The sequence below is a fragment of the Methylobacterium goesingense genome (assembly GCF_022179225.1).
Classification (GTDB): domain Bacteria; phylum Pseudomonadota; class Alphaproteobacteria; order Rhizobiales; family Beijerinckiaceae; genus Methylobacterium; species Methylobacterium goesingense.
Genome location: NZ_BPQL01000070.1, coordinates 1 through 21,339, shown reverse-complemented (window position 1 = coordinate 21,339; position 21,339 = coordinate 1). Strand labels below are relative to the sequence as shown.

General features: G+C 69.9%; 23 protein-coding genes and 1 pseudogene. 16 read left to right on the top strand and 8 right to left on the bottom strand.

Annotated elements, in window-relative coordinates; all coding sequences use genetic code 11:
* Window positions 1-80: 80 nt before the first annotated feature.
* The 5 genes and pseudogenes from MFF30_RS13920 to MFF30_RS26320 form a co-directional block, all read left to right on the top strand.
* Entirely contained in the window at window positions 81-356 is a 276-nt protein-coding gene (locus tag MFF30_RS13920) for a hypothetical protein (RefSeq protein WP_056096921.1), read from the top strand.
* Between the two features lie 71 nt (window positions 357-427).
* Window positions 428-967, top strand: a complete 540-nt coding sequence (locus tag MFF30_RS13915) for a hypothetical protein (RefSeq protein WP_056096924.1) — start codon at window positions 428-430, stop codon at window positions 965-967.
* A gap of 73 nt (window positions 968-1,040) precedes the next feature.
* On the top strand, window positions 1,041-2,666 hold the full coding sequence (locus MFF30_RS13910) for an AAA family ATPase (protein ID WP_056096926.1): 1,626 nt from the start codon (window positions 1,041-1,043) through the stop codon (window positions 2,664-2,666).
* A gap of 13 nt (window positions 2,667-2,679) precedes the next feature.
* Window positions 2,680-3,012, top strand: a complete 333-nt coding sequence (locus MFF30_RS13905; RefSeq protein WP_156384033.1) for a hypothetical protein — start codon at window positions 2,680-2,682, stop codon at window positions 3,010-3,012.
* Window positions 3,009-3,224: pseudogene (locus tag MFF30_RS26320) on the top strand (L5-gp82 domain-containing phage-derived protein); the annotation flags it as partial. The gene MFF30_RS13905 and the pseudogene MFF30_RS26320, both read left to right, overlap by 4 nt.
* Here the strand turns inward: MFF30_RS26320 and MFF30_RS13900 are convergent.
* The 6 genes from MFF30_RS13900 to MFF30_RS13875 form a co-directional block, all read right to left on the bottom strand.
* A complete protein-coding gene (locus MFF30_RS13900) occupies window positions 3,144-3,968 on the bottom strand; it encodes a glycoside hydrolase family 108 protein (protein ID WP_444543512.1) in 825 nt (274 codons plus the stop codon). The pseudogene MFF30_RS26320 and the gene MFF30_RS13900 overlap by 81 nt on opposite strands.
* A 32-nt stretch (window positions 3,969-4,000) precedes the next feature.
* Entirely contained in the window at window positions 4,001-4,270 is a 270-nt protein-coding gene (locus MFF30_RS13895; RefSeq protein ID WP_056096935.1) for a hypothetical protein, read from the bottom strand.
* A 2-nt stretch (window positions 4,271-4,272) separates the two neighbouring features.
* The gene (locus MFF30_RS13890) at window positions 4,273-4,539 is read right to left on the bottom strand and encodes a hypothetical protein (RefSeq protein WP_056096937.1); all 267 of its coding nucleotides are present in this window, start codon (window positions 4,537-4,539) and stop codon (window positions 4,273-4,275) included.
* Window positions 4,539-4,916, bottom strand: coding sequence for a hypothetical protein (locus MFF30_RS13885; RefSeq protein WP_056246680.1), 378 nt, complete (start codon window positions 4,914-4,916; stop codon window positions 4,539-4,541). Before MFF30_RS13885 ends, MFF30_RS13890 begins: the two co-directional genes overlap by 1 nt.
* A gap of 127 nt (window positions 4,917-5,043) precedes the next feature.
* On the bottom strand, window positions 5,044-5,583 hold the full coding sequence (locus MFF30_RS13880; protein ID WP_056096942.1) for a hypothetical protein: 540 nt from the start codon (window positions 5,581-5,583) through the stop codon (window positions 5,044-5,046).
* Between the two features lies 1 nt (window position 5,584).
* Complete coding sequence (locus MFF30_RS13875; protein WP_238280004.1) at window positions 5,585-7,366, bottom strand: hypothetical protein; 1,782 nt, start codon at window positions 7,364-7,366, stop codon at window positions 5,585-5,587.
* Window positions 7,367-7,846: 480 nt separating this feature from the next.
* Here MFF30_RS13875 and MFF30_RS13870 point away from each other — a divergent pair, with 480 nt between their 5' ends.
* A complete protein-coding gene (locus tag MFF30_RS13870; protein ID WP_156384035.1) occupies window positions 7,847-8,185 on the top strand; it encodes a hypothetical protein in 339 nt (112 codons plus the stop codon).
* Between the two features lie 417 nt (window positions 8,186-8,602).
* Here MFF30_RS13870 and MFF30_RS13865 read toward each other — a convergent pair whose 3' ends face one another.
* Window positions 8,603-10,741 carry a heavy metal translocating P-type ATPase gene (locus MFF30_RS13865; RefSeq protein WP_056096951.1) on the bottom strand — a complete coding sequence of 713 codons (2,139 nt, stop codon included), beginning with the start codon at window positions 10,739-10,741 and terminating at the stop codon, window positions 8,603-8,605.
* Window positions 10,742-10,803: 62 nt separating this feature from the next.
* Here MFF30_RS13865 and MFF30_RS13860 point away from each other — a divergent pair, with 62 nt between their 5' ends.
* From MFF30_RS13860 to MFF30_RS13835, 6 genes are all read left to right on the top strand, one after another.
* The gene (locus MFF30_RS13860) at window positions 10,804-11,226 is read left to right on the top strand and encodes a MerR family transcriptional regulator (RefSeq protein ID WP_056096954.1); all 423 of its coding nucleotides are present in this window, start codon (window positions 10,804-10,806) and stop codon (window positions 11,224-11,226) included.
* A gap of 82 nt (window positions 11,227-11,308) precedes the next feature.
* The gene (locus tag MFF30_RS13855; protein WP_056096956.1) at window positions 11,309-12,268 is read left to right on the top strand and encodes a cation diffusion facilitator family transporter; all 960 of its coding nucleotides are present in this window, start codon (window positions 11,309-11,311) and stop codon (window positions 12,266-12,268) included.
* 7 nt (window positions 12,269-12,275) lie between these two features.
* Entirely contained in the window at window positions 12,276-12,962 is a 687-nt protein-coding gene (locus MFF30_RS13850; protein WP_056096959.1) for a ZIP family metal transporter, read from the top strand.
* A 14-nt stretch (window positions 12,963-12,976) separates the two neighbouring features.
* On the top strand, window positions 12,977-13,726 hold the full coding sequence (locus MFF30_RS13845) for a response regulator transcription factor (protein ID WP_056096961.1): 750 nt from the start codon (window positions 12,977-12,979) through the stop codon (window positions 13,724-13,726).
* On the top strand, window positions 13,723-15,051 hold the full coding sequence (locus MFF30_RS13840; protein WP_056096963.1) for an ATP-binding protein: 1,329 nt from the start codon (window positions 13,723-13,725) through the stop codon (window positions 15,049-15,051). Before MFF30_RS13845 ends, MFF30_RS13840 begins: the two co-directional genes overlap by 4 nt.
* A gap of 99 nt (window positions 15,052-15,150) precedes the next feature.
* Window positions 15,151-15,408, top strand: coding sequence for a hypothetical protein (locus MFF30_RS13835; protein WP_056096966.1), 258 nt, complete (start codon window positions 15,151-15,153; stop codon window positions 15,406-15,408).
* A 390-nt stretch (window positions 15,409-15,798) separates the two neighbouring features.
* On the opposite strand, the gene MFF30_RS13830 is transcribed toward MFF30_RS13835, so the two are convergent.
* Complete coding sequence (locus MFF30_RS13830; RefSeq protein ID WP_056096969.1) at window positions 15,799-16,155, bottom strand: hypothetical protein; 357 nt, start codon at window positions 16,153-16,155, stop codon at window positions 15,799-15,801.
* An 83-nt stretch (window positions 16,156-16,238) separates the two neighbouring features.
* Between MFF30_RS13830 and MFF30_RS13825 the strand changes: the two genes are divergently transcribed.
* The 4 genes from MFF30_RS13825 to MFF30_RS13810 form a co-directional block, all read left to right on the top strand.
* The gene (locus MFF30_RS13825) at window positions 16,239-16,487 is read left to right on the top strand and encodes a hypothetical protein (protein WP_056096972.1); all 249 of its coding nucleotides are present in this window, start codon (window positions 16,239-16,241) and stop codon (window positions 16,485-16,487) included.
* Between the two features lie 64 nt (window positions 16,488-16,551).
* Complete coding sequence (locus MFF30_RS13820) at window positions 16,552-16,914, top strand: hypothetical protein (protein ID WP_238280003.1); 363 nt, start codon at window positions 16,552-16,554, stop codon at window positions 16,912-16,914.
* A gap of 143 nt (window positions 16,915-17,057) precedes the next feature.
* On the top strand, window positions 17,058-18,464 hold the full coding sequence (locus MFF30_RS13815; RefSeq protein ID WP_056096976.1) for an efflux RND transporter periplasmic adaptor subunit: 1,407 nt from the start codon (window positions 17,058-17,060) through the stop codon (window positions 18,462-18,464).
* An 11-nt stretch (window positions 18,465-18,475) separates the two neighbouring features.
* Window positions 18,476-21,339 (top strand): efflux RND transporter permease subunit (locus MFF30_RS13810; RefSeq protein WP_238280002.1); only part of this gene is annotated, 2,864 nt, incomplete at its 3' end.

Here is a 21,339-nt window from a genome sequence, read left to right as displayed (position 1 = left end):
GCTGGGGGATCGGGGAGCGCCGACCGGCCGCCCCGCGGTGAGATCTACTCCGCCGCTTAGAGACTCCCTGGAGGGAAGTAATGACAACGGAATCCAACAAGCAGAAGCGCTACGACCGCCCCGTCCTCTTCAGGACTGCCTGGGAGTACGCCCGGTACGTCGAGAGCCTCGTCCAAGTCCCCGCGAGCAAGCTCTTCCCCCATGCGATCCGGGTCGTGTGGAAGCTTGAGAAGGGGAAGGAGGAGCTCGCGCTCGCGACCTCGCAGCTGTCGCTGGAGCAGGCGCAGCAGTACGCGGCTTACTCGAAGAAGCGCCTGTTCGAAGCTGTGGCGCATTTCAACAAGAACCGCGCCTAAAACCCCACCCATCCACGTTGTCCAAGGGCGGTCCAGAAGGGGCCGCCCTATTGATTCGAGGGCCTCCCCCCATGGCGCGCATCATCCTCCACCCCGGAGCCAAGGCCGACGTTGGCGTCCCCGTCGGCACAATCGACGGGCAGGTCCTCTCCTTCGTCGACAAGACCCCGCACATCGACGGCGAGGCCGTTCCGTTCGATGAGATCGGACGCGACCTGTCCGATGCCGTCGAGGAGGCCGCCGTGGTCATTTTCGGCAACGAGTGGAGCACCGATTTGGGGCGGGTGACGGGCCTAAACCGGCGCACGGTGACCCGCGACAGGATCGAACGCTTCGGCGTGGCGGCGTGGGTCTACACGCTCCTCGGTCGGGCCGCGACGTCCAGTTGCCCAAGGGCGTTTGGGTACATGCTGCTGGCCTCGGCCGAGCTCTGCGACCGGGGGCCTTACTCCAAAGGAAAGGGCGTCGACCAGGGCCCCAGCATGCGGGAGCGTGCGTATCTCGGCGGGATGGCCCGCGTCGAGATGGAGAAAGCCTATGCGGAAATAGATCATGCCCGCGCCGAGCGTGAACATTTCCGTTTTTTGAAGACCCAGGAAGGAGATCAGTAACACCTTCCTCCTATAGTCAAACTCACGTGAGCTTGCGGTTTTCACCCGAGCTCTTGGTCGAAGGAAACCGAACATGCAGAACAATCGCACCTCGCGCGAGGCCGCGTCCGCTGTGACGCTCGACGCCGTCCTGAACGGCACCCTGCCTCCTCCCTTCCGACACGACTCGCCGTTCCGGCTGTTGGAACTCCTCCTGACCGTCCGCTGCCCGCGGGACCGGCCGCGGCGCCGCGACTTGCTGCGCTTCGGCGACGATGACGGCGTGCTGGGGCTTTGGCAGGCCGCGTGGAGCACAGCCGAGGACGTCCGCGACAAGGGCTGGACTGATCCCAGGCGCGCCCACACGGGCTACGTCCGCCTCCTCGCCCTCCTGGAGACGTGCGAGCGCAGGTTGCAGGAGCTCGACGAGCGGCTCGACCTCGACCCCGAGGACCTCGACGATGCAGTCGTCCTTCGCGTCGAGTTGGAGCAGCTTGCCGGAGCGGCGGCCGGCTGCCTCGCCGAGTGTGGCGACCGCGCCGGCCGAGATTACTGCCGGGAGAGGGCTGCCTGGTTGGTCGAGCACGGCCAGGAGGGGCACAAGTACGCCTCGGCGTTGGTCGGGCTGTCGGCGGACGTGCGGTACGCCTGGCGTCCGGGGAATCCCGGCCTTGGCGCCTTGGCGAGCGCCCTGCAATCCGGGGACGCCACGATCCACGATGCAACCCGGGCGGCCGCGCCCGAGGATGAAGAGCCCGAGCCGTCGTGGGCCGCCGAGGCCCGGGCGAAGGCGGCCCGCGAGAAGGCGGATCGGGAGCGTGCCGCAGGGCCGAGCCTGGTCGTCTTGGCGTCCGTCGAGCACCTGCCCGGCAGCGCCGAGAACGGCGCGCGCGCCGGTAGGAGCACGGGCAGCACTGCCCGGACGGAGTGGGCGCCCCTCGCCGGAAAGGCGTTGCCGCTGGCCGTCGTCCCCGACCTGGCCGAGGCGCGGCGGGTGCTCGTGTCCGAGTTCCCGGACGACGCCGCGGTCATCGACGCGATCCTCGTCCCGCTGGCCGGGCGGAGCTTCGTGCACCTGCCACCGACCCTCCTGCTCGGCCCCCCGGGCACGGGCAAGTCGCGCCTGACGCGGCGGTTGGGCGAGATCCTGGGGCTGGCCGTGACGGTCTACTCGTGCGGGGGCGTCGCGGATTCCAGCCTGATCGGGACGTCCCGCCAGTGGAGCACCGGCCGGGCGACGGTGCCCCTGCAGGCGATCAAGCAGGCCGGCGCGGCGAGCGTGCTCGTCGTCCTCGATGAGCTCTCCCGCGCGGGGACCAGGGCGGACAACGGCAGGCTCGTCGACGGCGTCCTGGCCCTCACGGAGGCGGAGACGTCGAGGCGGTACCAGGATCCCTTCCTGGAGTGCCCGACCGACCTCTCGGCGGTGAGCTGGCTCGCCACGGCGAACAGCGTCGCCGGCCTCGATCCGGCCCTGCTGTCCCGGTTCCGCGTCCTGACGCTGGGCCCCCGGACGGCGGCGTCGCTGCCTTCGCTGACGAAGGGCATCCTTGCCGACGTTCGCCGCGAGCGCGGCCTCGATGCGACGTGGCTCCCGGACCTCGACGAGGAGGAAGCCGGCGTCCTGGCGGAGAACTGGCCCGGCGGGTCCGTCCGCGTCCTGCGCCGGCTGATCGAAACCGTACTCGCCTCGCGCGAGCACCTGGCGACGCGGAACTGAGGGAGGGGTGATCATGACGACGTTTGATTTCGCCGCCTCCCGCAGGCGCATCAAGTCCGGCTGGCAGGCCGGCCGGACTTGCCGCCTCGTGTCCCGCGGTCTCGCCGCCCGGGTCTCCGAGGCCGAGCGGGCGTGGCAGGCGGGGCAGCTTCCCCTCGACCGGGCAGCGGCTCTCGCGGCCGAGGCCGAGGCGGTGAGCTTCTCGTTTGCCCCCGTTCCCGGCCGGCGCCCCGGGCCCGTGCAGGGGCTCCTCGTCGACCTAGCCCTCAGAGCCGTCCTCGCGGCGCCCGGGCGGCTGATGCCCTGCCAGGCAATCCGCGACGCCGTCCAGAGGAGGCAGCAGTGACAGACGTCTACCGCAACAGAGTTCGCCGGGTCTGGAGTGTGCGGGAATCCGGGATCGTCGTCGCGCACGTGCACGCAGTCGCCCTCTACGACGTGACGTTCGTCGTCAGCGAGGCCGCCCGGCAGCGGGCGCTACGCAAGGGACAGCGCGCCGTGATGGCGTGGGCCCGCGGCCGCTTGATCGACGCGCCCCTGCAGGCGTCCTCGATGAGGGTCTCGTTCGACCCCTTCGCCGGGCCGTCCTTCATGATCGATGACTGGCCGATCCGCGAGGCGTCGCTCGACCTTGCCGATGGACGGCAGGGCATCCTGGAGCGGGGTCAGCGCCGAGACGGTCTGGTCGACGACCGTGCCGACGATTCCACCACCGGTGAGCGCGTCGGCGATGGCCGGGGACGGCGCGCCCTTGGCGTCGGACAGGAGGCCGCGGCGCTCCATGCCGGCGAAGTAGGTCGGCTGGGGCCCGACCGAACCGGAGGCCCACGCCTGCCCGATCTGGCGGACCTCGACGACGCGGCGGCCCCAGCCCTTGCCGAACGCCTTCCAGGTCCGGAGCGACTTGAGGAACGCGAGGCGCCGCTCCAGGATCGCGGCGACCAGGGCGTCGTGGTCGGGGTAGGCTTCCGCGGCTTGGACGGTCGCCTCGCCGATCACACCGTCGACGCGGACGCCGAGGGCGCGCTGCAGCCACTTGATGGACTGGCCCGGGCCCGAGTTCACGGCGCCGTCGAACAGGACGTAGTCGATCCCCTCGGGGAGCTCGTCGCCCTTCACGGCATCCCAATACTGGCGGCGGTAGACGGCCCCGAGCTCGGCCTGGGTGATCGAGCGGACCGGGCGGGACGGCTTGCCGTTCCGCTTGAGGTAGCCGTCGAACGTGCGCTGGGTGACACCCTTCATGGTGGCGCCGCCCGGATCGCGCGGGTCGTTGACGTAGCCCCCCTCGTGGACGAGCACGCGGGTGATCGCGTCCTGATAGCGGTCGGCGCTCACTGGTCTCTCCTTGCGGGTGCGTCGATGAAGTTGCCCGGCCACGCCGTCGCGATCCGCGCGGCGTCCTCGACGGACAGGCCGGGGTAGGTCCCGATCAGGCCCTCGATGACGACCTCGCGGGGGATGCGCTTCGACCGGCGCTTCCGGGGGGGCGGTGGTGGTGCCGGCGGCGACGAGGGCTGAGCCTCGCGGATGACGAGGGCCATGGCGGCGGCGACCGCGGCGAGGCCGGCGGCCATGGCGATGGGGTTGCGCCTGCGGGACATGGTCAGCCCTCTTCCCGGCGGGCGGCGAGGGCGAGCTCGGCGACGCGGGCAGCCAGGGCCCGGTGGAGCTTCAGGTTGGCGCGCTGGTAGTCCTGGGGGTCCCAGCCGGCGAAGGTCTCGGTGACCCGGGCGACCGCGGCGTGCTCGACGAGACGGTCGCCGTCGACCTGGGCCACGTAGGCGGTCAGCGCGAGCTCGTGCCCGCCGTCGACGGCCCGGCAATCCTCGCCGAGGATGCGGACCATGGAGAAGTCGAGCCGGGTGCCCATCAGTGGACCCTCGGGCCGGCGGTGCGGGCGAGGTAGACTGAGGCGATGAGCTCGCCGGCCTCGACCTTCATGGCGTCGCAGAACACCAGCAGGCGCTTCCAGGTGATGCGGTCGCCGTCGTGGGACCGGATCGCCGCGAGCTCGTCGCGGAGGTCGCTGTCCCGGCTCTCGAGCTGCCCGAGCAACACCCGAAGCTGGGGGGCCGTCAGCCGGCGGTCCTTGATGACCGCGGCGAGGCCCTTCATCAGGGAGGAGTTGAGCGCCGCCCCTTGGGGCGAGACCCGGTAGGAGCCGCGGCACTGCCGGCTGGCTCCGGACGCATGGACCAGCGTCGAGTTGGGGGCGTCCGAAACGCGCGGGGCGAGGTTTGGTTCCATCGAAAAGGATGGAATGCCTCGCACCTGGATTCGACAAGGGTAATCAGGGGGCTAAGCGATTTTGACGTCGCTTAGCCGGTCATTTTCCCGGCGCTGACAAGGATGGGCCAAGCCGTTCTTGCAGGTGTCAGACTTTTCTGACGGGCGGGTCTTCGCGCAGGCCCATGAGGCCCGACAGGTCGACGCGCCAGACGCCCTTGGGCAGGGCCGCCAACCGCTCGATGCGCCCGTCAGGATTTTCTGACTGGGAGCGGATCGCCGAGATGGCCACCCGGACGAGGAGGTCGGCGCGCTCGACCCCATCCTCGTCCGGGTCCTGCAGGGCGAGGCCGGCGGCCTTGAGGAGTCGTCGGATCGGCCCACGGCGCGAGTCGTCCCAGACGGAGATGTCCGACCATGCCGGCGTCCGCCACGCCTGAAGCACCTCGCGAAGCAGGGCTTGGCCGACGTCGTGGCGCGGGGGCACGGGGATCGGGGCCGCTCCCGAAATGCTGTGCCAGATCCCGCCACCCACGTACCGACGTCGGCCCACCGGCTCGCGCTCGGCCCGGCGGGCCGCTTCCTTGTCGCCGACCGGGTAGCGGTACCAGACGGCGTGCAGCCTCGCCGCGGCGGCCCGCAAGGTGTCCTGAAGTTGCTGCTCTTCGGGTGTGAGGCGCCACTTCATGTCACGCCACCTCCATCTCGGAGGCCGGACACGTCGACGCCCGCCGGGCCGTGGGGCGCGCAGCGGGCGTCTGTCCTAGAAGAGTGCTGCCCTTCGTCGTGACCCGAGGAACATACTGCGTACGGCGGCCTGCGACAACAGCCTCGCGCGCGGTCTCTCTGATATCCCGTAACACTTCGTGCGCGATCACGGCGGGGGTGCCGACGGGCAGGTCGAGGGTGTCGCCGACGTCGTCGACGGTGACCACGGGAGCCACCACCGGCTCGGCCTTGGCGGTGGTGATGCCGGCGACGGCGCGGGCGTCCCGGAGGGCGTTGTCCAGCCACCGCGGCGAGACACCGTAGAGCTCGGCCACCGCCTTCACGGTCAGGCCCTCGGCGAGGAACTCGACGGCCTGCTGCCCGACTTCGAGGCGGTGCTGCTGTTGGACCGAGCGGTCCCTGACGCCCGCGGCCCGGCGAGAGGCGACGACGCGCGAGACGGCGTTCTCGGACCGGCGCGCCTGGTCGATCAGGATGCGCAGGTCGGCCCGGCGCATCTCCCTCGGGGTGATGACCAGCAGGTCCCGGAGGTGGGCGGGGGACGGCTTGTAGCGGGGGTCGACCGTGAATCCGCGGTACGTCCGGCGGACGCCCCGGGCGGATTCCTTCGCCCTGCCGACGATGGAGCAAGCCTTCGACTTGGCGGAGGCGTGGTCGAGCCCGAGGCGGTCGGCGGTCTCGATGACGTACGCGTCGAGGTCGGAGGCCGGGAGGCGCCACGAGGCCACGTAGACGAAGGCGACAAGCCAGGAGTTGCGGCCGGCTCCCGTGTCCTCGCGGGCCGCGGTGTCCTTGATGCCGGCCTTGCCGTGCCGGAGGGCATACAGCCGGTCGAGGTCCGCGGCGATGGTGTCCCAGTACGACGAGCCGGTCAGCTTGGCGCCGTGGTGGCCTTCCCGCGGGGTCCGGTTGGCGAGTTGGGCGGCGGTCCGCTTGGCCTTCGCCTCGGCCTTGGCGGCCTCCCGCTGGGCCTTGGTCTGGCGCTGGAACGGCAGGACCACGCGGCAGAGCTCGTCGAAGTCGATCCGGGCGATCTCGGCGGTCAGGTCGGGAAAGATCACCACCACCGGGAGGCCGCTCTTTTCGTTGTAGGTGCCCGGCATCCGAAACTGCTTCGTCGCAGCCTTGGCCGTGTAGTCGGACCCGAACGGCAGGAACTCCTCGTGGAGGATCTGCTGCAAGGCACGGTGGCGGGCCATGACACGCTGGGCCGGCTGGGAGGCGGTGTAGAGCCAGACCACCAAAATCCCGCGCCCCGAGAACGTGGCGTAGGACGGCGACGGCCAGCCGCGGTCCTCGCAGATGTTGCGGACGGCTTCCAGGACCTTGCGCGGGGGGACGTCCTTCCAGTCCGGCTTGTTGTAGTAGTCGAGGTCGAGCCACGAGGCGCCGAGGGACACGATGTTGATCGCGTCCTTGGCGACGCGGGGCTCGCCCGGCTTGGAGTACGGGTACGATGCGAACGACATGAAGCGCCGGCCCTGCAGATCGACGTCGCGGCTCGCGAGGGCGTGGGAGGAGTACCGCAGGTCGGACCATCGCGGCTCGGTGCTGCCGTCCTTCCTGGGCTTCCTGGGAGGGACGCGGTCGCCGAACATCGCGGACCCGACACCGCCTTTGGGGTGGACGAGACGGGCGTAGTCGAGGGGGCGGAACTCGGAGCAGTAGGCGGGGGCTGGACGGACCAGGGAAGCAGCCTGGGGCCAACGCGTGGCGGTCGGGGAGATGAGGGAGGTTGTCACGACGGTCCTCTACTGGGGCCTGTCGCGGGGCAGCACGTCCGCAACTCAGGCCGGGATCAACATGACGAGGATACGTACGCCGAGGATAAGGTCAATCGGGGGCCTGACCTTCCGTTACGCGGGGCAATACTTGCGGAAGGGGATCGGAAAATCGCGGGGACGAGGGGGTATCGGCCGCCGGTGAGGCACAGGGAGGTAGGCTGTGGCGGTCAGTCGGGGGTGGCGTGGGTAAGGACACATCCTGCCAGGCACGATGCCCTGGTGGCCTTCCCTGGCGGTGGTGGCCGTCCGACGAGGAGAACTGACGCGGGAACGGTCCAGATCTTTTTTCCGCTTCCCGACATTGGCGTAGCCAAGGCTCCATACCCCGTAACGGAACGTGCGTGATCGGAACGCCACCGGAAGGACCGGATCGACCGTCCTTCACACCGTGCGCGATCCCCCATGGTGGCTTTCTGGACGGCCTGGCACTCTACCGTCATGAGCACCGCAACCGCCTCCGCGCTCCCCGAGGAGCACCCCGCCGCCCGGTCCGCCCGCGTCCGTCGCGATGCCGCCGACCGCGCCCGACGCTGGCGCGAGACCCAGCGCGAGACCGCCGAGACCGATGCGGCAATCGTGAAGGCCATGCTCGCGGACGTCGACGCCTACATCACCCCCGAGCACCGTCTCATGGCCAGGAACGAGCGGGTGGACATCGCCTTCGTCGTAGGCCGGGCCGCCTACGAGCTCGGTGGCAGGGAGCGCTTCAAGGAGGCCAAGAAGAGGGTCTTCGACAGGCTGCAGGAGCTCTCACCTGCCCCCAAGCACCACGCCTGACTGAACGAATCGACGGCGTCTGTTAGGCTGGTGTGATCGGGCGCCACCACAAACGGCGAAGGGCCCGACCACCCAGGAGCGCCCCCGTGTCCGGACTGAGCTTCGACTTTAACGTCCGGGATGTGGATCCTAGGTGGATGCCCCGGGGACTCCTCCCGCACTTGGGAGGGCACCCCCGACGGGTCCCTCGCATCATGGTCGAACGGCGGGTCGCGTCCCGGCACCAAGTCGGACCTGCATCACGACGCGGGAGTCATCCGCCACCCGTAACATCGCCCCGGCACGATCCAGGAACCAGGGACGCGTCAAGAACGGACGGGCTCCGGGTGGCGCGTACGTTCGGAATGGGCCGCATCGCCGCGCCATCCCCATCCAAGTGGCCGATCAGCCACCCGGCAAGGTCAGGGACAACCGGTCCTAGCGCAGCCTGACCCCCAGCAGCCTCAGGGCGTTGGCCGTTACCAGGACCGTCGCCCCCGTATCGGCGAGGATGGCCGGCCATAGGCCGGTGATGCCGGCGATGGTCGTGACAAGGAACACCGCCTTCAGGCCGAGTGCCACACCGATGTTCGTGCGGATGTTCGCCAGCGTCCTGCGGGACAGTTCCACCATCCGCGCCACGTCGGCGACGCGCCCGTGTAGCACCGCTGCATCGGCTGTCTCCAGCGCGACGTCGGTGCCGCCACCCATCGCGATGCCGACGTCTGCGGCCGCGAGCGCCGGGGCGTCGTTGATGCCGTCCCCGACCTTCGCCACGACGGCCCCGGCGGCCTGGAGCTCAAGTACGATCCGCTGCTTGTCCTCGGGCAGCAGTCCCGCCCGTGCCTCGATGCCGAGCATCCCCGCCACCGCCTGGGCCGTGCGGGCGTTGTCCCCGGTCAGCATGAGCGACCCGATGCCCTCCGCCGCGAGGCGGTCGATCCCGGCCTTGGCGTCGGACCGGGGCTCGTCGCGCATGCCCAACAGCCCGGCCAACGCCCCGTTCGCCAGCAGGGCGGCGACCGTTTTACCCTCGCCCTGCAGGGTGGAGATCCGCGCCTCCTGCTCCGCCTCGAGGGTCACGCGCGCTGCCGCCTCCCGCGGCGATCCGAGGAACAGGTCGAGGCCGCCGACATTGCCGGTGATCCCCTTGCCGCCGAGCGCCTTCGACCCGAATGCCGGAGGCATCGGTGCGCCGGCTTCCGCGGCCTTGGCAAGCACCGCCTTGGCGAGCGGATGCGAGGAGCCTGCCTCAAGCGCGGCAGCCAAGGAGAGGACCTCCCGTTCGGACCGGCCGAACGCTAGGACGTCGGTGACCACGGGCTTGCCCTCGGTCAGGGTGCCGGTCTTGTCGAAGGCCACCATGGTAACGGCGGCCAGCCGCTCCAGGACGGCGCCGCCCTTGATGAGCAGGCCCCGGCGGGCGCCGGCCGAGAGCCCGGCCGCGATGGCGGCGGGCGTCGAGATGACCAGGGCGCAGGGGCAGCCGATCAGCAGGATGGCGAGCCCCTTGTAGACCCACTCGTTCCACGAGCACCCGAACAGCAGCGGCGGCAGGATCGCGACGAGCGTGGCCACCGCGACCACGGCCGGTGTGTAGACCCGTGAGAATCGGTCGATCAGGCGCTCGGTCGGGGCCTTCGCCTCCTGGGCATCCTCCACCAGCCGCACGACCCGGGCGATGGTGTTGTCCCGCGCCGCCGCGGTCACCCGCACCCGAAGCGCGCCGTCCCCGTTCACGGTCCCGGCGAACACCGCATCGCCCGGTGCCTTGCGCCGCGGCACGCTCTCGCCGGTGACCGGCGCCTCGTCCACCGCGCTCTCCCCGTCGAGGACGGTCCCGTCCGCCGGGACCCGGTCACCCGGCCTCACCAGGACGGTCGCCCCGACCCGCAGGCTCGCCGCGGGCACCCGCTCCGTCGATCCGTCGCCCTCCAGCAGGGCCGTGTCCGGCACCAGGCCGGTGAGGCCGCGGATGCTCGCCCTGGCCCGGCCTGCGGCCACCCCTTCCAGCACCTCGCCAACCAGGAACAGGAAGACGACCGTGGCCGCTTCCTCGGTCGCCCCGATGGCGGTCGCGCCGATGGCGGCTACGGACATCAGGGTCTCGATGGAGAACGGCGTCCCGTGCCGGGCGGCCGCGACGGCACGTCGTGCAATCGGCACCAGTCCGACCGCCATCGCCGCCAAAAAGGCCCAGCGCTCCATCGCCGGCGCGGCTTGGCCGACCGCGTAAGCCAGCACCAGGGCCGCCGCGCAGGCGAACGCCAGCAGCGCCTTCGGAGACTGCCACCAGACCGGCTCAGGTCGTTCGGCATCCGACACCGCGTCGGCGGAAGTGTCGTCCGCGCCGTAGCCCAGGCTGCGGACCGTCGCCGCGATGGCCCGGGCGTCGGTGGCGGGTCCATGCCGCACCGTCAGCGTCTCGGTCGCCACCGAGACCGAGATGTCCTCGATGCCGGGTAGGCGCCGAACGGCGTTCTCGACCTTGGCGGCGCACGAGGCGCAATCCATCCCGGACACGCGCAGGCGCGTCGGGGGGCTATCGGTTCGGTCCAAGGTCGTCGCGTCTTTCATGAGGTGCCTTCCGCAATTCCCCAGGCACCCTACTTCCTCCAGCGACTAGAGGAGCAAGCGGCATGAAGTCCATCGCCATCGGGGAGTTGTCGCGCCGCGCCGCGGTGAAGGTCCCCACCATTCGGTTCTACGAGGAACGCGGATTGCTGCCGACGCCGGTGCGTACGGAGGGCAATCGCCGCACCTACGGAGAGGGCGACGTCCGGACGCTGCGGTTCATCCGGCACGCCCGCGAGCTCGGCTTCGAGATCGAGGATATCCGAACCCTTCTCGACCTGGCCGGACATCCCGACCGGCCTTGTGGGGAGGCCGACGCCATCGCCCGGAAACATCTCGCCGACATCGACGACCGGATCGCCCGGCTGACCGGCCTCCGGCGGGAGATGCAGGCCATGGTCGAGCAGTGCTCGGGCGGCGACGTCGGGGAATGCCGGATCATCGAGGTGCTGGCCGACCACGGCGAGTGTCTCAGCGACCGGCACTGACCGAGGCCGAAACGGGCGCTTGCTCCTCTAGTGGGTAGAGGAGTTAGGCATCAATGCTTGCATCCTCAGACCGGAAGCCGAGATGACGGACCACCACGACCACGCCGGACACGACCATTCCCAAGCCCACGCCGGGCACGCCCACGGCCCCGGGCACAGCCACGCACCGGCGAGCTTCGGGAAGGCGTTCGCCATCGGCATCGCCCTCAACGTCGGCTTCGTCGTCGTGGAAGCCACCTACGGGGTGCTGGCGAACTCGATGGCCCTGCTGGCCGATGCCGGGCACAACCTCTCGGACGTCCTCGGACTGGTGGTGGCCTGGGTCGCCATGGTGCTGGCGAAGCGCGCCCCGAGCGCGCGCTACACCTACGGGATGAAGGGCTCGTCGATCCTGGCGGCCCTGTTCAACGCGGTGTTCCTGCTGGTCGCCGTCGGCGCCATCGCCTGGGAGGCGATCCAGCGCTTCGGCGAGCCAGCCCCGGTCGCCGGCAAGACCGTGATGGTCGTGGCCGCGGTCGGCATCCTGGTGAACGGCATCACCGCCTGGCTGTTCGCCTCGGGCGCCAAGGGCGACATCAACATCAAGGGCGCCTTCCTGCACATGGCCGCCGACGCCGCCGTCTCGGCGGGCGTGGTCATCGCCGGCCTCGTCATCCTCTACACCGGGTGGACCTGGCTCGATCCCGTCGTCAGCCTCGCCATCGTGGCGGTCATCGTCTGGAGCACCTGGGGCCTCCTGCGCGACAGCCTCACGCTGTCCCTCGCCGCCGTCCCGCCGGGCATCGACCCGGCCGCCGTCCGAAGCCACCTCGAAGGACTGCCGGGCGTCACCGCCCTCCACGACCTGCACATCTGGGCGATGAGCACCACGGAGACATGCCTGACCGCCCACCTCATCATGCCGGGCGGCCGTCCCGACGACGCCTTCCTGATGGACGCGGCAGGCGGGATCAAGAAACGGTTCGGCATCGGCCACACCACCCTGCAGGTGGAGACGAGCGCGGACAACGCCTGCGCCCTCGCGCCCGACCACGTCGTCTGAGAGCGTGATGCAAGCCTGGGCCTACACACTGATCCCCGCGGCGGCGGCCGTCATCGGCGCCGCGGTCGCGGTCAACCTTCGACCCGGACCCATCCTGGTCAGCGCCATCCAGCACTTCGCGGCGGGCGTGGTCTTCGCCGCGGCGGCCGGCGAGATCCTGCCGGACCTCAAGCATGCCGGCTCGCCCTTGGCCATGCTGGCAGGCGGCGCGCTCGGCGTCGCGGCGATGCTGCTGGTGAAGACGCTGGGGAAGCGGGCGAGCGGCCCCGTCGGGCTGATGGCTGTCACGGGCATCGACATCCTCGTCGACGGGCTCGTGCTCGGCATCGCCTTCGCCGCCGGCGCCAAGGCCGGAATCCTGCTCACGGTCGCCCTCACCATCGAGGTGCTGTTCCTCGGCCTGACGGTCGCGAACGAGCTCGGGGAAGGCGGGACATCGAAGCGCAAGGTCGTCGGCATGACCGCCGGCCTCGTCGTCCTGTTGCCGCTGGGGGCGTTGCTGGGAGGGCCCGTCGCCACCCTGTCTGCGCCGATCCAGGCCGCCTTCCTCTCCTTCGGCCTGATCGCCCTGCTGTACCTCGTCACCGAGGAACTCCTGGTCGAGGCGCACGAGACCGAGGACCGTCCCTGGGTGACGGCGATGTTCTTCGCCGGCTTCCTGCTGCTGCTCATGCTCGACCAGGCCATCGCCTGAGCGGGGGGGAATCGATGGCTTCGCAAGACCCTCAGAGCCCACCGGCCGTCGACGGGGGCCACATCGTGCTCGTCGAGGACGACGACGGCCTGCGCATGCTCGTCACGCGTCTCCTCGGGGAAAGCGGCTACCGCGTCACCGGCTGCAGGAATGCCATCGAGTTCTGGCGGCACCTGCCTGCCGGTGGCGTCGACCTCGTCCTGCTCGACGTGATGCTGCCCGGAACCTCAGGTCTCGACCTGCTCCGGGCGTTGCGGGCCAGGAGCACGGTACCGGTGATCATGGTCAGCGCCAGAAACGAGGAGGCAGACCGGGTGCTCGGGCTCGAACTCGGCGCCGACGACTACGTCGCCAAGCCGTTCGGCCGTCCCGAACTCCTGGCCCGGGTCCGTGCCGTGCTCCGCCGCGCCTCCATGGCAGCGTTGTCGCCCTCGAACCCGGCATCGGAGGTCCTCACGTTCTCGGGGTGGGGGCTCGACATGCGCAGCCGGTCGCTCGTCGATCCAGAGGGGGCGGCCGTCGACCTGTCCGGCGCCGAGTACGACCTCCTTCTCGTCTTCCTCGAACACCCGGGGCGCGTGCTCGGCCGGGAGACGATCCTCGAACTGTCCCGTGCCAGGCTCGGGTCGCCTACGGACCGAAGCGTCGATACCCTGGTGAGCCGCCTTAGACGTAAGCTCGAACCGCCCGAGGGCCTGCCCCCGGTCATCAAGACCGTGCGCGGAGCCGGCTACATGCTCGCCTCGAAGGTCGAGCACGCGTGAGGCGCCTCGCACCCTTGGCCCGCAGCCTCGAAGCCCGCACGGTCGCCGTCCTGCTCCTTGCCATCCTCGCCGTCCACGGCGGGGCCCTGCTTCTCTATCGGCAATCCGCGACCGCCGCGGCGGACGATGCGTTCGCGCGACAGGTCGCCAACCAGCTTACCCTGGCGCGCGAGGCGGTGCTCCGACGCCCCCGGACCGAGCGCGACGCGGAGGCGAAGGCCCTGTCGTCCGCGCATTTCGAGTTGGGGTGGTCCGCGACCTCGCCCCTGCGCCAGGACGAGGCCGGCGATCCGGCGATGTGGTCGCTCAGGTCCCGGATGATCGCATCCGAGCCGAGCCTCGGGCCCGGTCTCGCACTGGCGATGGACGGCGGGGACGAGGTCCTTCACCAGGACGACCTCGGCGGCGCGCTCGCCCTGGCCGACGGAAGCTTCCTGACCTTCCGCTCGGCGCACGCGCCCGGCCTCGCCAGGCTTGGATCGTGGGCCTACCTCGCCACCGCGATGGCCATCCTCGTCGGCGTCGCGGCCGTCATCCTGATGCACCGGATCGCGGGACCGCTGCGCGACCTCACCCGAGCCACGGGGGAGATCGGGCACGGCAAGGTCGTTCCTGTGCGGGAAGCCGGCCCGGACGAGACCCGAGGGATCGCCCGGGCCCTCAACGCGATGCAGGACCGCATCCATCGGCTGGTGATGGAGCGGACCCAAGCCCTGGCGGCCGTCTCGCACGACCTGCGCACCCCCATCGCGCGGCTACGCCTGCGCCTCGACGGCCTGCCCGAGGGCGACGAGACCTGGGCGATGGGCTCTGACCTCGACGACATGCAGGCCATGGTCGATTCGACCCTGGCGTACCTCAGGGGCGACGCCGATCCCGAACCGCGCCAGGTCACGAACGTCGCGAGCGTCCTCATGAGCATCGCCGACGCGTCCTCGGACGCGGGCCGCGACGTTTCCTATGCGGGGCCCGGTCGCGCCCTCGCGACGGTGCGCCCGGTGGCCCTGAGACGCGCGCTCGACAACGTCGTCGACAACGCCGTGCGTTACGGGACCCGCGCCCGCATCTCGCTCGCGGTGGAGCCGGAGGAACTGCTGCTCTCCATCGAGGACGACGGTCCCGGCATCGCGCCCGACGAGGTCTCCCGCGCCTTCGAGCCGTTCACCCGCCTGGAAGCGTCGCGGAACCGAAACACCGGCGGCACCGGCCTCGGCCTGACCATCGCGCGTCGGAGCGTCGAGGCGGAGCGCGGGGACATCGTCCTATCCAGTCGCCCGGAAGGCGGCCTGCGGGTGCTGATCTCCCTGCCGCGCGCCGGTCGCTGACACACTTCGTCACGAACCGGGCGTCCGGGTGTCAAACAGGGTCGCTATCTCAGGTGTCGAGGCGGCCGCAGCGGCCGCCGAGCCCTGGAGACCATCATCATGAAGCGTACCGTCGCCGCCCTTCTCGCCGCTGGCCTGCTGGCGAGCCTCTGGGCTCCCGCCCTCGCCGCCGAGGACGGGCATGGGAACGCGAACAATCCCGAGCGCTCCGTCCCGAACACCGGCGGCGTCGCGGGTGGCCCGGCCCATCGCGACGACCCGCGCAAGAGCGAGGCCCGCGAGGTCGGCAAGGACGGCAAGCCGATCCATTCCGACAAGGATGGGCATGCCCACGGTCACTCCCACGACAAGAAGTGAGCGGACGTCGCCGACCTCGGGCGGCCGGGAGGATGCACCGATGCGTATGCTTCCCCTCCTGGTCGCCTTCGCCTTCCTTGCCGTCGGCATCGGCTACGCCCTGGCGGGGGGATGACCTGTCCGCTCCCGCCCGACACCTTCATGGGACCGTCGTGCCCCCCTCGGTCCCGTGAACCGCCCGCCTCGGCCCCGTGCCGGGGCGGGCACCCCGCGATCCCCCCGGGCTTACACGGTCGATGCGGGCCGGCTGCACGGTCATGCCGCGTTCCGCATGCCGGGGCGCCATCGAGGATCATCGCCCAAGCAAGCATCGCGGACGATCCGGCGACGCACGAATGCCCATTGCCGAATATTCCCGGGTTCCACCGGGAATATTCGGATCGGTTTCCCCTATCGGTACGTTCCTGCGTCGTAATCGATAGAGGGGACCTCAACATGAAGACCAAGTTCGCAGCCATCGCCGCCATCGTCTCCCTGGCCCTTTCGCCGGTCGCGGCCCTGGCCCAGCATATCGACGTCGGCCCGGGCGGCGTGGGCGTCCACGGCGACAGCCACGGCGAGCGCCATGGCGAGGGTCACCGGGATCGCCACGACGACCACCATGAGGTCGTTCGCGAGCATCACCACCATGACGACCACCATGACGATCATCATGGCGGCGAGCGTCGCACGACGATCATCGAACGTAACTGAGCCCTTGCGGTCCGGGACCTTGTGAACCGCTATCACGGGGTCCCGGATCTCCATCCGCATTTCGATGAACGGGGGTTTCAGGGTCCGTTCAACTCAAGGGGCCCATCCTGTCGCCATACCCCCTTGAGGAACGAGCCATGCGAGTTCGCATTCCGGCCCTGGTCGCCGTCAGCCTGATCCTGGCGCCGGCCGCCGCGTCCGCCCAATACTACGGCGGCGACTTCGACCGGCGCGGCGACGTCCACGTCGACCGGTACCACCATGGCGACCACGACGACGTCGTCATCCACCGTCCGCATCGGGATTACGGCGACCGGGCGTTCTACGGGGAACGTCGGTTCTACGGCGAGCGCAGGCACCACCATCACCATCACGACGATGACTAGGCTCGGCCCTCGTCTTCGGCCATCCGGCATGTACGGGCGGCCCTGAATCGTTCATAAGGCGACCATGACAAAGGGACCCCGGATCAGGGCCTGCGAGACAATGCGCGGCTGGTGGGCGACCACCGTCCGCGTGCTCTCGCTCGTCCTTGTCCTGGCGCTCGTCGTCCCCGGCGCGATCCACTCCGCCGAGGCCCATCGTCCGGCCGGTCACGAACTGTCCGTGTCCGCGCCGACGCAGGCGGCCGGCGCCGATCACGCCGATGCCTGCCCGGCCTGCCATGCCAATTGCGGGTGCCACCAGGCCCTGAACGTGGACGGGACGCCCGCCTTGCCATCCCGCGGGACAGCGCGCGCCTCCTACGCGACCGAGATTACCCCCGTCGGTTCGGTTTCGCCCGACCGCCTTCCCAGGCCGCCTCGCGCCTGAGGCGACGTCGCCACGTCCGTGGCGCGTCCCGGTCGGCCCCTCACGGGTCGCGGCCGCCTCGTCATCGCGAAATACCCAGTACGGGACCGTCCCCTGCCGCATGAGCGGAGGTGCGACGTCCCTGGCGGACCCGGCCCATTCCCATGCGTGCATTCCTCTCCGTGGCCTTCCTGGCCATCGGCATCGCCATCGGCGGTGCCTTCCCCCGCGTGTCCGAGGTCGTGCAAGGCGCGCTCGCCGCCGCCGGCCTCACGAACGCCCGGGCGGCGCCACCGACCAACGCCGCCATGACCAAGCCGGCGACACCCGCAGCCGACGATGGCCACGGTCATGGCGAGCATGGCCACGAGCATGCCGAAGGCGAGCCCAAGCCTGCCGGGGAGCACAAGCATTCGGATGGCGAGGCCAAGCCGGAGGCCGGAGGCCACAAACACGCCGAGGGCGAGGCGCACGGCCACGACGAGGAGGGCGAGGGCAAGATCAAGATGACGGCCGAGCAGGCCGCCGAGCAGGACATCAAGCTGGCGACGGTCGAGGGCGGCATCCTCTCGCGCCACCTGCTGGTGCCGGGCACCATCACCCAGGACGCCGACCGGATCGCCCGGGTGCCCGTGCGGGTGATCGGCACCGTGTCCGAAATGCGCAAACGCCTCGGCGAGGCGGTGGCCAAGGGCGAGGTCGTCGCCGTCCTCGACAGCCGCGAGGTCGCCGAGGCGAAGAGCGACTTCCTCACCGCGACGGTGAAGGCGGACCTGGAGAAGACGAACTTCGACCGCCAGCAGGCCCTCTGGGACAAGCGTATCTCGGCCGAGTCGGCATTCCTGAACGCCAAGGCCGCCTACTCGGAGGCGACCCTGCGCGTCGACCTCGCCCGGCAGAAGCTGTCGGCCCTGGGGCTGAACGCGGCCGAGGTCGCCACCTCCGCCAAGAAGGACGAGACCACCCCGAACCTGTCGAGCCTGCGCCGCTACGAACTGCGGTCGCCGCTGGCCGGTCGGGTGGTCGAGCGCAAGGTCGACGTCGGCACCGCCGTCGGCAAGGAAGGCGATCCGGCCGACGTCTACACCGTCGCCGACCTGTCCTCGGTGTGGATCGAGCTTTCCGTCCCGACCACCGAGCTGTCGAAGGTCCGCGAGGGCGCCAAGGTGACCATCGTCGGCGGCGACGACGCCTCCCGCGCCGAGGGCAAGGTCGTGTTCGTCAGCCCGATCCTCAACCCGGAGACCCGCTCGGCCCGGGTCATCGTCTCCCTGCCGAACAAGGACATGGCCTGGCGGCCCGGCACCTTCGTGACCACCGAGGTCGAGATCGCCCAGGACAAGGTCGGGGTCCGGTTGCCGAAGTCCGCGATCCAGACCATCGGCGGAGAGAAGGTGGCTTTCGTACGCACCCAGGAGGGCTTCGAGCGCCGGGACGTGACCATCGGCAAGGCCGACGACGACGCCTTCGAGATCCTGTCCGGCCTCAAGCCCGGGGACGAGGTCGCGGTGGCCAACTCCTTCGTCCTGAAGGCCGAGCTCGGCAAGGCCGAAGCCGACCACGCGCACTGAGGGCGGCCATCATGATCTCCAAGATCCTCGACTTCTCCGTCCACCAGCGCTGGCTCGTGGTGCTCCTGTCGCTGCTCGCGGCGGGCTTCGGCGTGTTCTCGCTGACCAAGCTCCCCATCGACGCGGTGCCGGACATCACCAACAACCAGGTGCAGATCAACACCACGGCGCCGTCGCTCTCCCCGGTCGATATCGAGAAGCAGGTCACCTACCCGGTCGAGACCGCGCTCGCCGGGATCAAGGGCCTGGAATACACGCGCTCGCTCTCGCGTAACGGCTTCTCCCAGGTCACGGCGGTCTTTTCCGAAAAGTTGGACATCTATTTTGCCCGCCAGCAGGTTGCCGAGCGCATCGGCGAGGCGAAGTCGACCCTGCCGCCGGGGGCCGAGCCGCACATGGGCCCGATCTCGACGGGCCTGGGCGAGATCTACATGTGGTCGATCCACTACGCCCAACCGAAGGATCGCAAGGTCTCCCCGGACGGCAAGGCCGGATGGCAATCGGACGGGAGCTACCTGACTCCCGAGGGCCAGCGGCTCACGACCGAGCTCGAACGCACCGCCTACCTGCGCACGGTCCAGGATTGGATCATCCGACCCCAGGTGAAGACCGTGCCGGGGGTCGCCGGCGTCGACAGCATCGGCGGCTTTGACAAGCAGTACCACGTCCAGCCGGACCCGATGAAGCTCACCGCCCTCGACCTGTCCTTCGCCGACATCGGACGGGCGCTGGAGGCCAACAACGCCAACCAGGGCGCCCGCTACCTGGAGGACAACGGCGAGGGCTACGTCGTCCGTGCCGCCGGCCGCCTGGAGACCATGGAGGACATCGGCAACGTCGTCGTCACCACGCGTGGCGGCGTGCCGGTCCGCATCTCCGACATTTCCGAGGTGCGGATCGGGCGCGACCTGCGCACCGGGTCGGGCAGCGAGGACGGGCGCGAGGTCGTCATCGGCACCGCCCTGATGCTGATCGGCGAGAACAGCCGCACGGTGGCGGCCACAGTCGACAACAAGATGACCGAGATCCGCCGCTCGCTACCCCCGGGCGTCGAGGTGCAGACCGTCCTCAACCGCACGGTGCTGGTCGAGGCCACCATCAGGACCGTGGCCAAGAACCTGGCCGAGGGCGCCGCCCTCGTCATCGTCATCCTGTTCCTGCTGCTCGGCAACATCCGGGCGGCCATCGTCACCGCGCTCGTCATCCCGGTGGCGATGCTGATGACCATGACCGGCATGGTCCAGGGCCGCATCAGCGCGAACCTGATGAGCCTCGGCGCCCTCGACTTCGGCCTCATCGTCGACGGCGCGGTCATCATCACCGAGAACGCCCTGCGCCATCTCGCCGAGCGCCAGACCGAGCTCGGGCGCAAGCTCGACCTGGAGGAGCGCCTGGTCACCGTGCGCGCCTCGGCCGAGGAGATGATCAAGCCGTCCCTCTACGGGCAGGCCATCATCATCCTCGTCTACGTGCCGCTCCTCACCTTCACCGGGGTCGAGGGCAAGATGTTCGAGCCGATGGCGCTCACCGTCATTATCGCGCTGGTCTCGGCCTTCGTGCTGTCGCTGACCTTCGTGCCCGCGATGATCGCCATCGTCATCACCGGCAAGGTCACGGAGAAGGACAACGTCCTCATCCGCGGGATCAAGGCCGCCTACCGCCCGGTCCTCGGCGCGGCGCTCAGGATTCCGATGACCTTCGTCGCGGTCGCCCTGGTGCTGCTCGTCGGGGCCGGGTTCCTGTTCACCAAGCTCGGTCAGGAGTTCATCCCCCAACTCGACGAGAAGAGCATCGCGCTCAACGCGCAGCGCATCCCGTCGACCTCCCTGACCCAGTCGCAGGCGATGCAGCTGAAGGTCGAGCAGGCGATCAGCCGCTTCCCCCAGGTCGCCTACGTCTTCTCGAAGACCGGCACCGCGGAGGTCGCTTCCGACCCGATGCCGCCGAGCTCGTCCGACACCTTCGTCATCCTGAAGCCGCAGGAGGAGTGGCCCGACCCGAGCCTTTCCAAGGCAGACCTTCAGGAGGAGATCGAGAAGGCGGTCGGGGCACTCGCCGGCAACGTCTACGAGTTCTCGCAGCCGATCCAGCTTCGCTTCAACGAGCTCCTGGCCGGCACCCGCGGCGACCTCGCCGTGAAGGTGTTCGGCGAGGAGTTCGAACCGATGCTCAAGGCGGCCAACCAGGTCGCCACGATCCTGCGCGGGACCGAGGGGGCCGACGACGTCAAGGTCGAGCAGACGGCGGGCCTGCCTTTCCTGGAGATCAAGATCAACAAGACGGAGGCGGCGCGCCTCGGCCTGAGCACCTCCGCGATCCAGGACGTCATCGGCGCGGCCATCGGCGGCCGGGAGGCCGGCATGGTGTTCGAGGGCGATCGCCGCTTCCCCATCGTCGTGCGCCTGAACGACAAGGTCCGCGAGGACCGCGAGGCCCTGGAGAACATCCCCGTGCCGCTGCCCCCTGGCGTCAACGGGCGGGCGTCGTCGGTACTCCTGAAGCAGGTCGCAAGCTTCTCGGTCACCGAGGGCCCGAACCAGATCTCGCGCGAGAACGGCCGCCGTCGGGTCGTGGTGACCGCCAACGTGCGCGGCCGCGACATCGGCTCGCTCGTGGCCGAGGCCCAGGCCAAGGTCGCGTCCGGGGTGCAGCTTCCGGCCGGGTACTACGTGACCTGGGGCGGGCAGTTCGAGAACCTGGCCTCGGCCCGGCAGCGCCTGATGGTCGTCGTCCCGGTGTGCTTCTTCCTGATCTTCCTGCTGCTGTTCTCAGCCCTGAACTCGGCCAAGGACGCGTTGCTGGTGTTCAGCGCGGTTCCTCTGGCCCTGACCGGCGGCATCGCCGCCCTGTGGCTGCGGGGGATGCCGTTCTCGGT

Coding starts and splice junctions, on each gene's coding strand:
- MFF30_RS13920 (WP_056096921.1), top strand. CDS start 81: ATGACAACGGAATCCAACAAGCAGAAGCGCTACGACCGCCCCGTCCTC.
- MFF30_RS13820 (WP_238280003.1), top strand. CDS start 16,552: ATGACAAAGGGACCCCGGATCAGGGCCTGCGAGACAATGCGCGGCTGG.
- MFF30_RS13880 (WP_056096942.1), bottom strand. CDS start 5,583: ATGAAGTGGCGCCTCACACCCGAAGAGCAGCAACTTCAGGACACCTTG.
- MFF30_RS13905 (WP_156384033.1), top strand. CDS start 2,680: ATGACGACGTTTGATTTCGCCGCCTCCCGCAGGCGCATCAAGTCCGGC.
- MFF30_RS13870 (WP_156384035.1), top strand. CDS start 7,847: ATGAGCACCGCAACCGCCTCCGCGCTCCCCGAGGAGCACCCCGCCGCC.
- MFF30_RS13845 (WP_056096961.1), top strand. CDS start 12,977: ATGGCTTCGCAAGACCCTCAGAGCCCACCGGCCGTCGACGGGGGCCAC.
- MFF30_RS13865 (WP_056096951.1), bottom strand. CDS start 10,741: ATGAAAGACGCGACGACCTTGGACCGAACCGATAGCCCCCCGACGCGC.
- MFF30_RS13835 (WP_056096966.1), top strand. CDS start 15,151: ATGAAGCGTACCGTCGCCGCCCTTCTCGCCGCTGGCCTGCTGGCGAGC.
- MFF30_RS13815 (WP_056096976.1), top strand. CDS start 17,058: ATGCGTGCATTCCTCTCCGTGGCCTTCCTGGCCATCGGCATCGCCATC.
- MFF30_RS13885 (WP_056246680.1), bottom strand. CDS start 4,916: ATGGAACCAAACCTCGCCCCGCGCGTTTCGGACGCCCCCAACTCGACG.
- MFF30_RS13895 (WP_056096935.1), bottom strand. CDS start 4,270: ATGTCCCGCAGGCGCAACCCCATCGCCATGGCCGCCGGCCTCGCCGCG.
- MFF30_RS13855 (WP_056096956.1), top strand. CDS start 11,309: ATGACGGACCACCACGACCACGCCGGACACGACCATTCCCAAGCCCAC.
- MFF30_RS13850 (WP_056096959.1), top strand. CDS start 12,276: ATGCAAGCCTGGGCCTACACACTGATCCCCGCGGCGGCGGCCGTCATC.
- MFF30_RS13860 (WP_056096954.1), top strand. CDS start 10,804: ATGAAGTCCATCGCCATCGGGGAGTTGTCGCGCCGCGCCGCGGTGAAG.
- MFF30_RS13825 (WP_056096972.1), top strand. CDS start 16,239: ATGCGAGTTCGCATTCCGGCCCTGGTCGCCGTCAGCCTGATCCTGGCG.
- MFF30_RS13890 (WP_056096937.1), bottom strand. CDS start 4,539: ATGGGCACCCGGCTCGACTTCTCCATGGTCCGCATCCTCGGCGAGGAT.
- MFF30_RS13830 (WP_056096969.1), bottom strand. CDS start 16,155: ATGGAGATCCGGGACCCCGTGATAGCGGTTCACAAGGTCCCGGACCGC.
- MFF30_RS13910 (WP_056096926.1), top strand. CDS start 1,041: ATGCAGAACAATCGCACCTCGCGCGAGGCCGCGTCCGCTGTGACGCTC.
- MFF30_RS13915 (WP_056096924.1), top strand. CDS start 428: ATGGCGCGCATCATCCTCCACCCCGGAGCCAAGGCCGACGTTGGCGTC.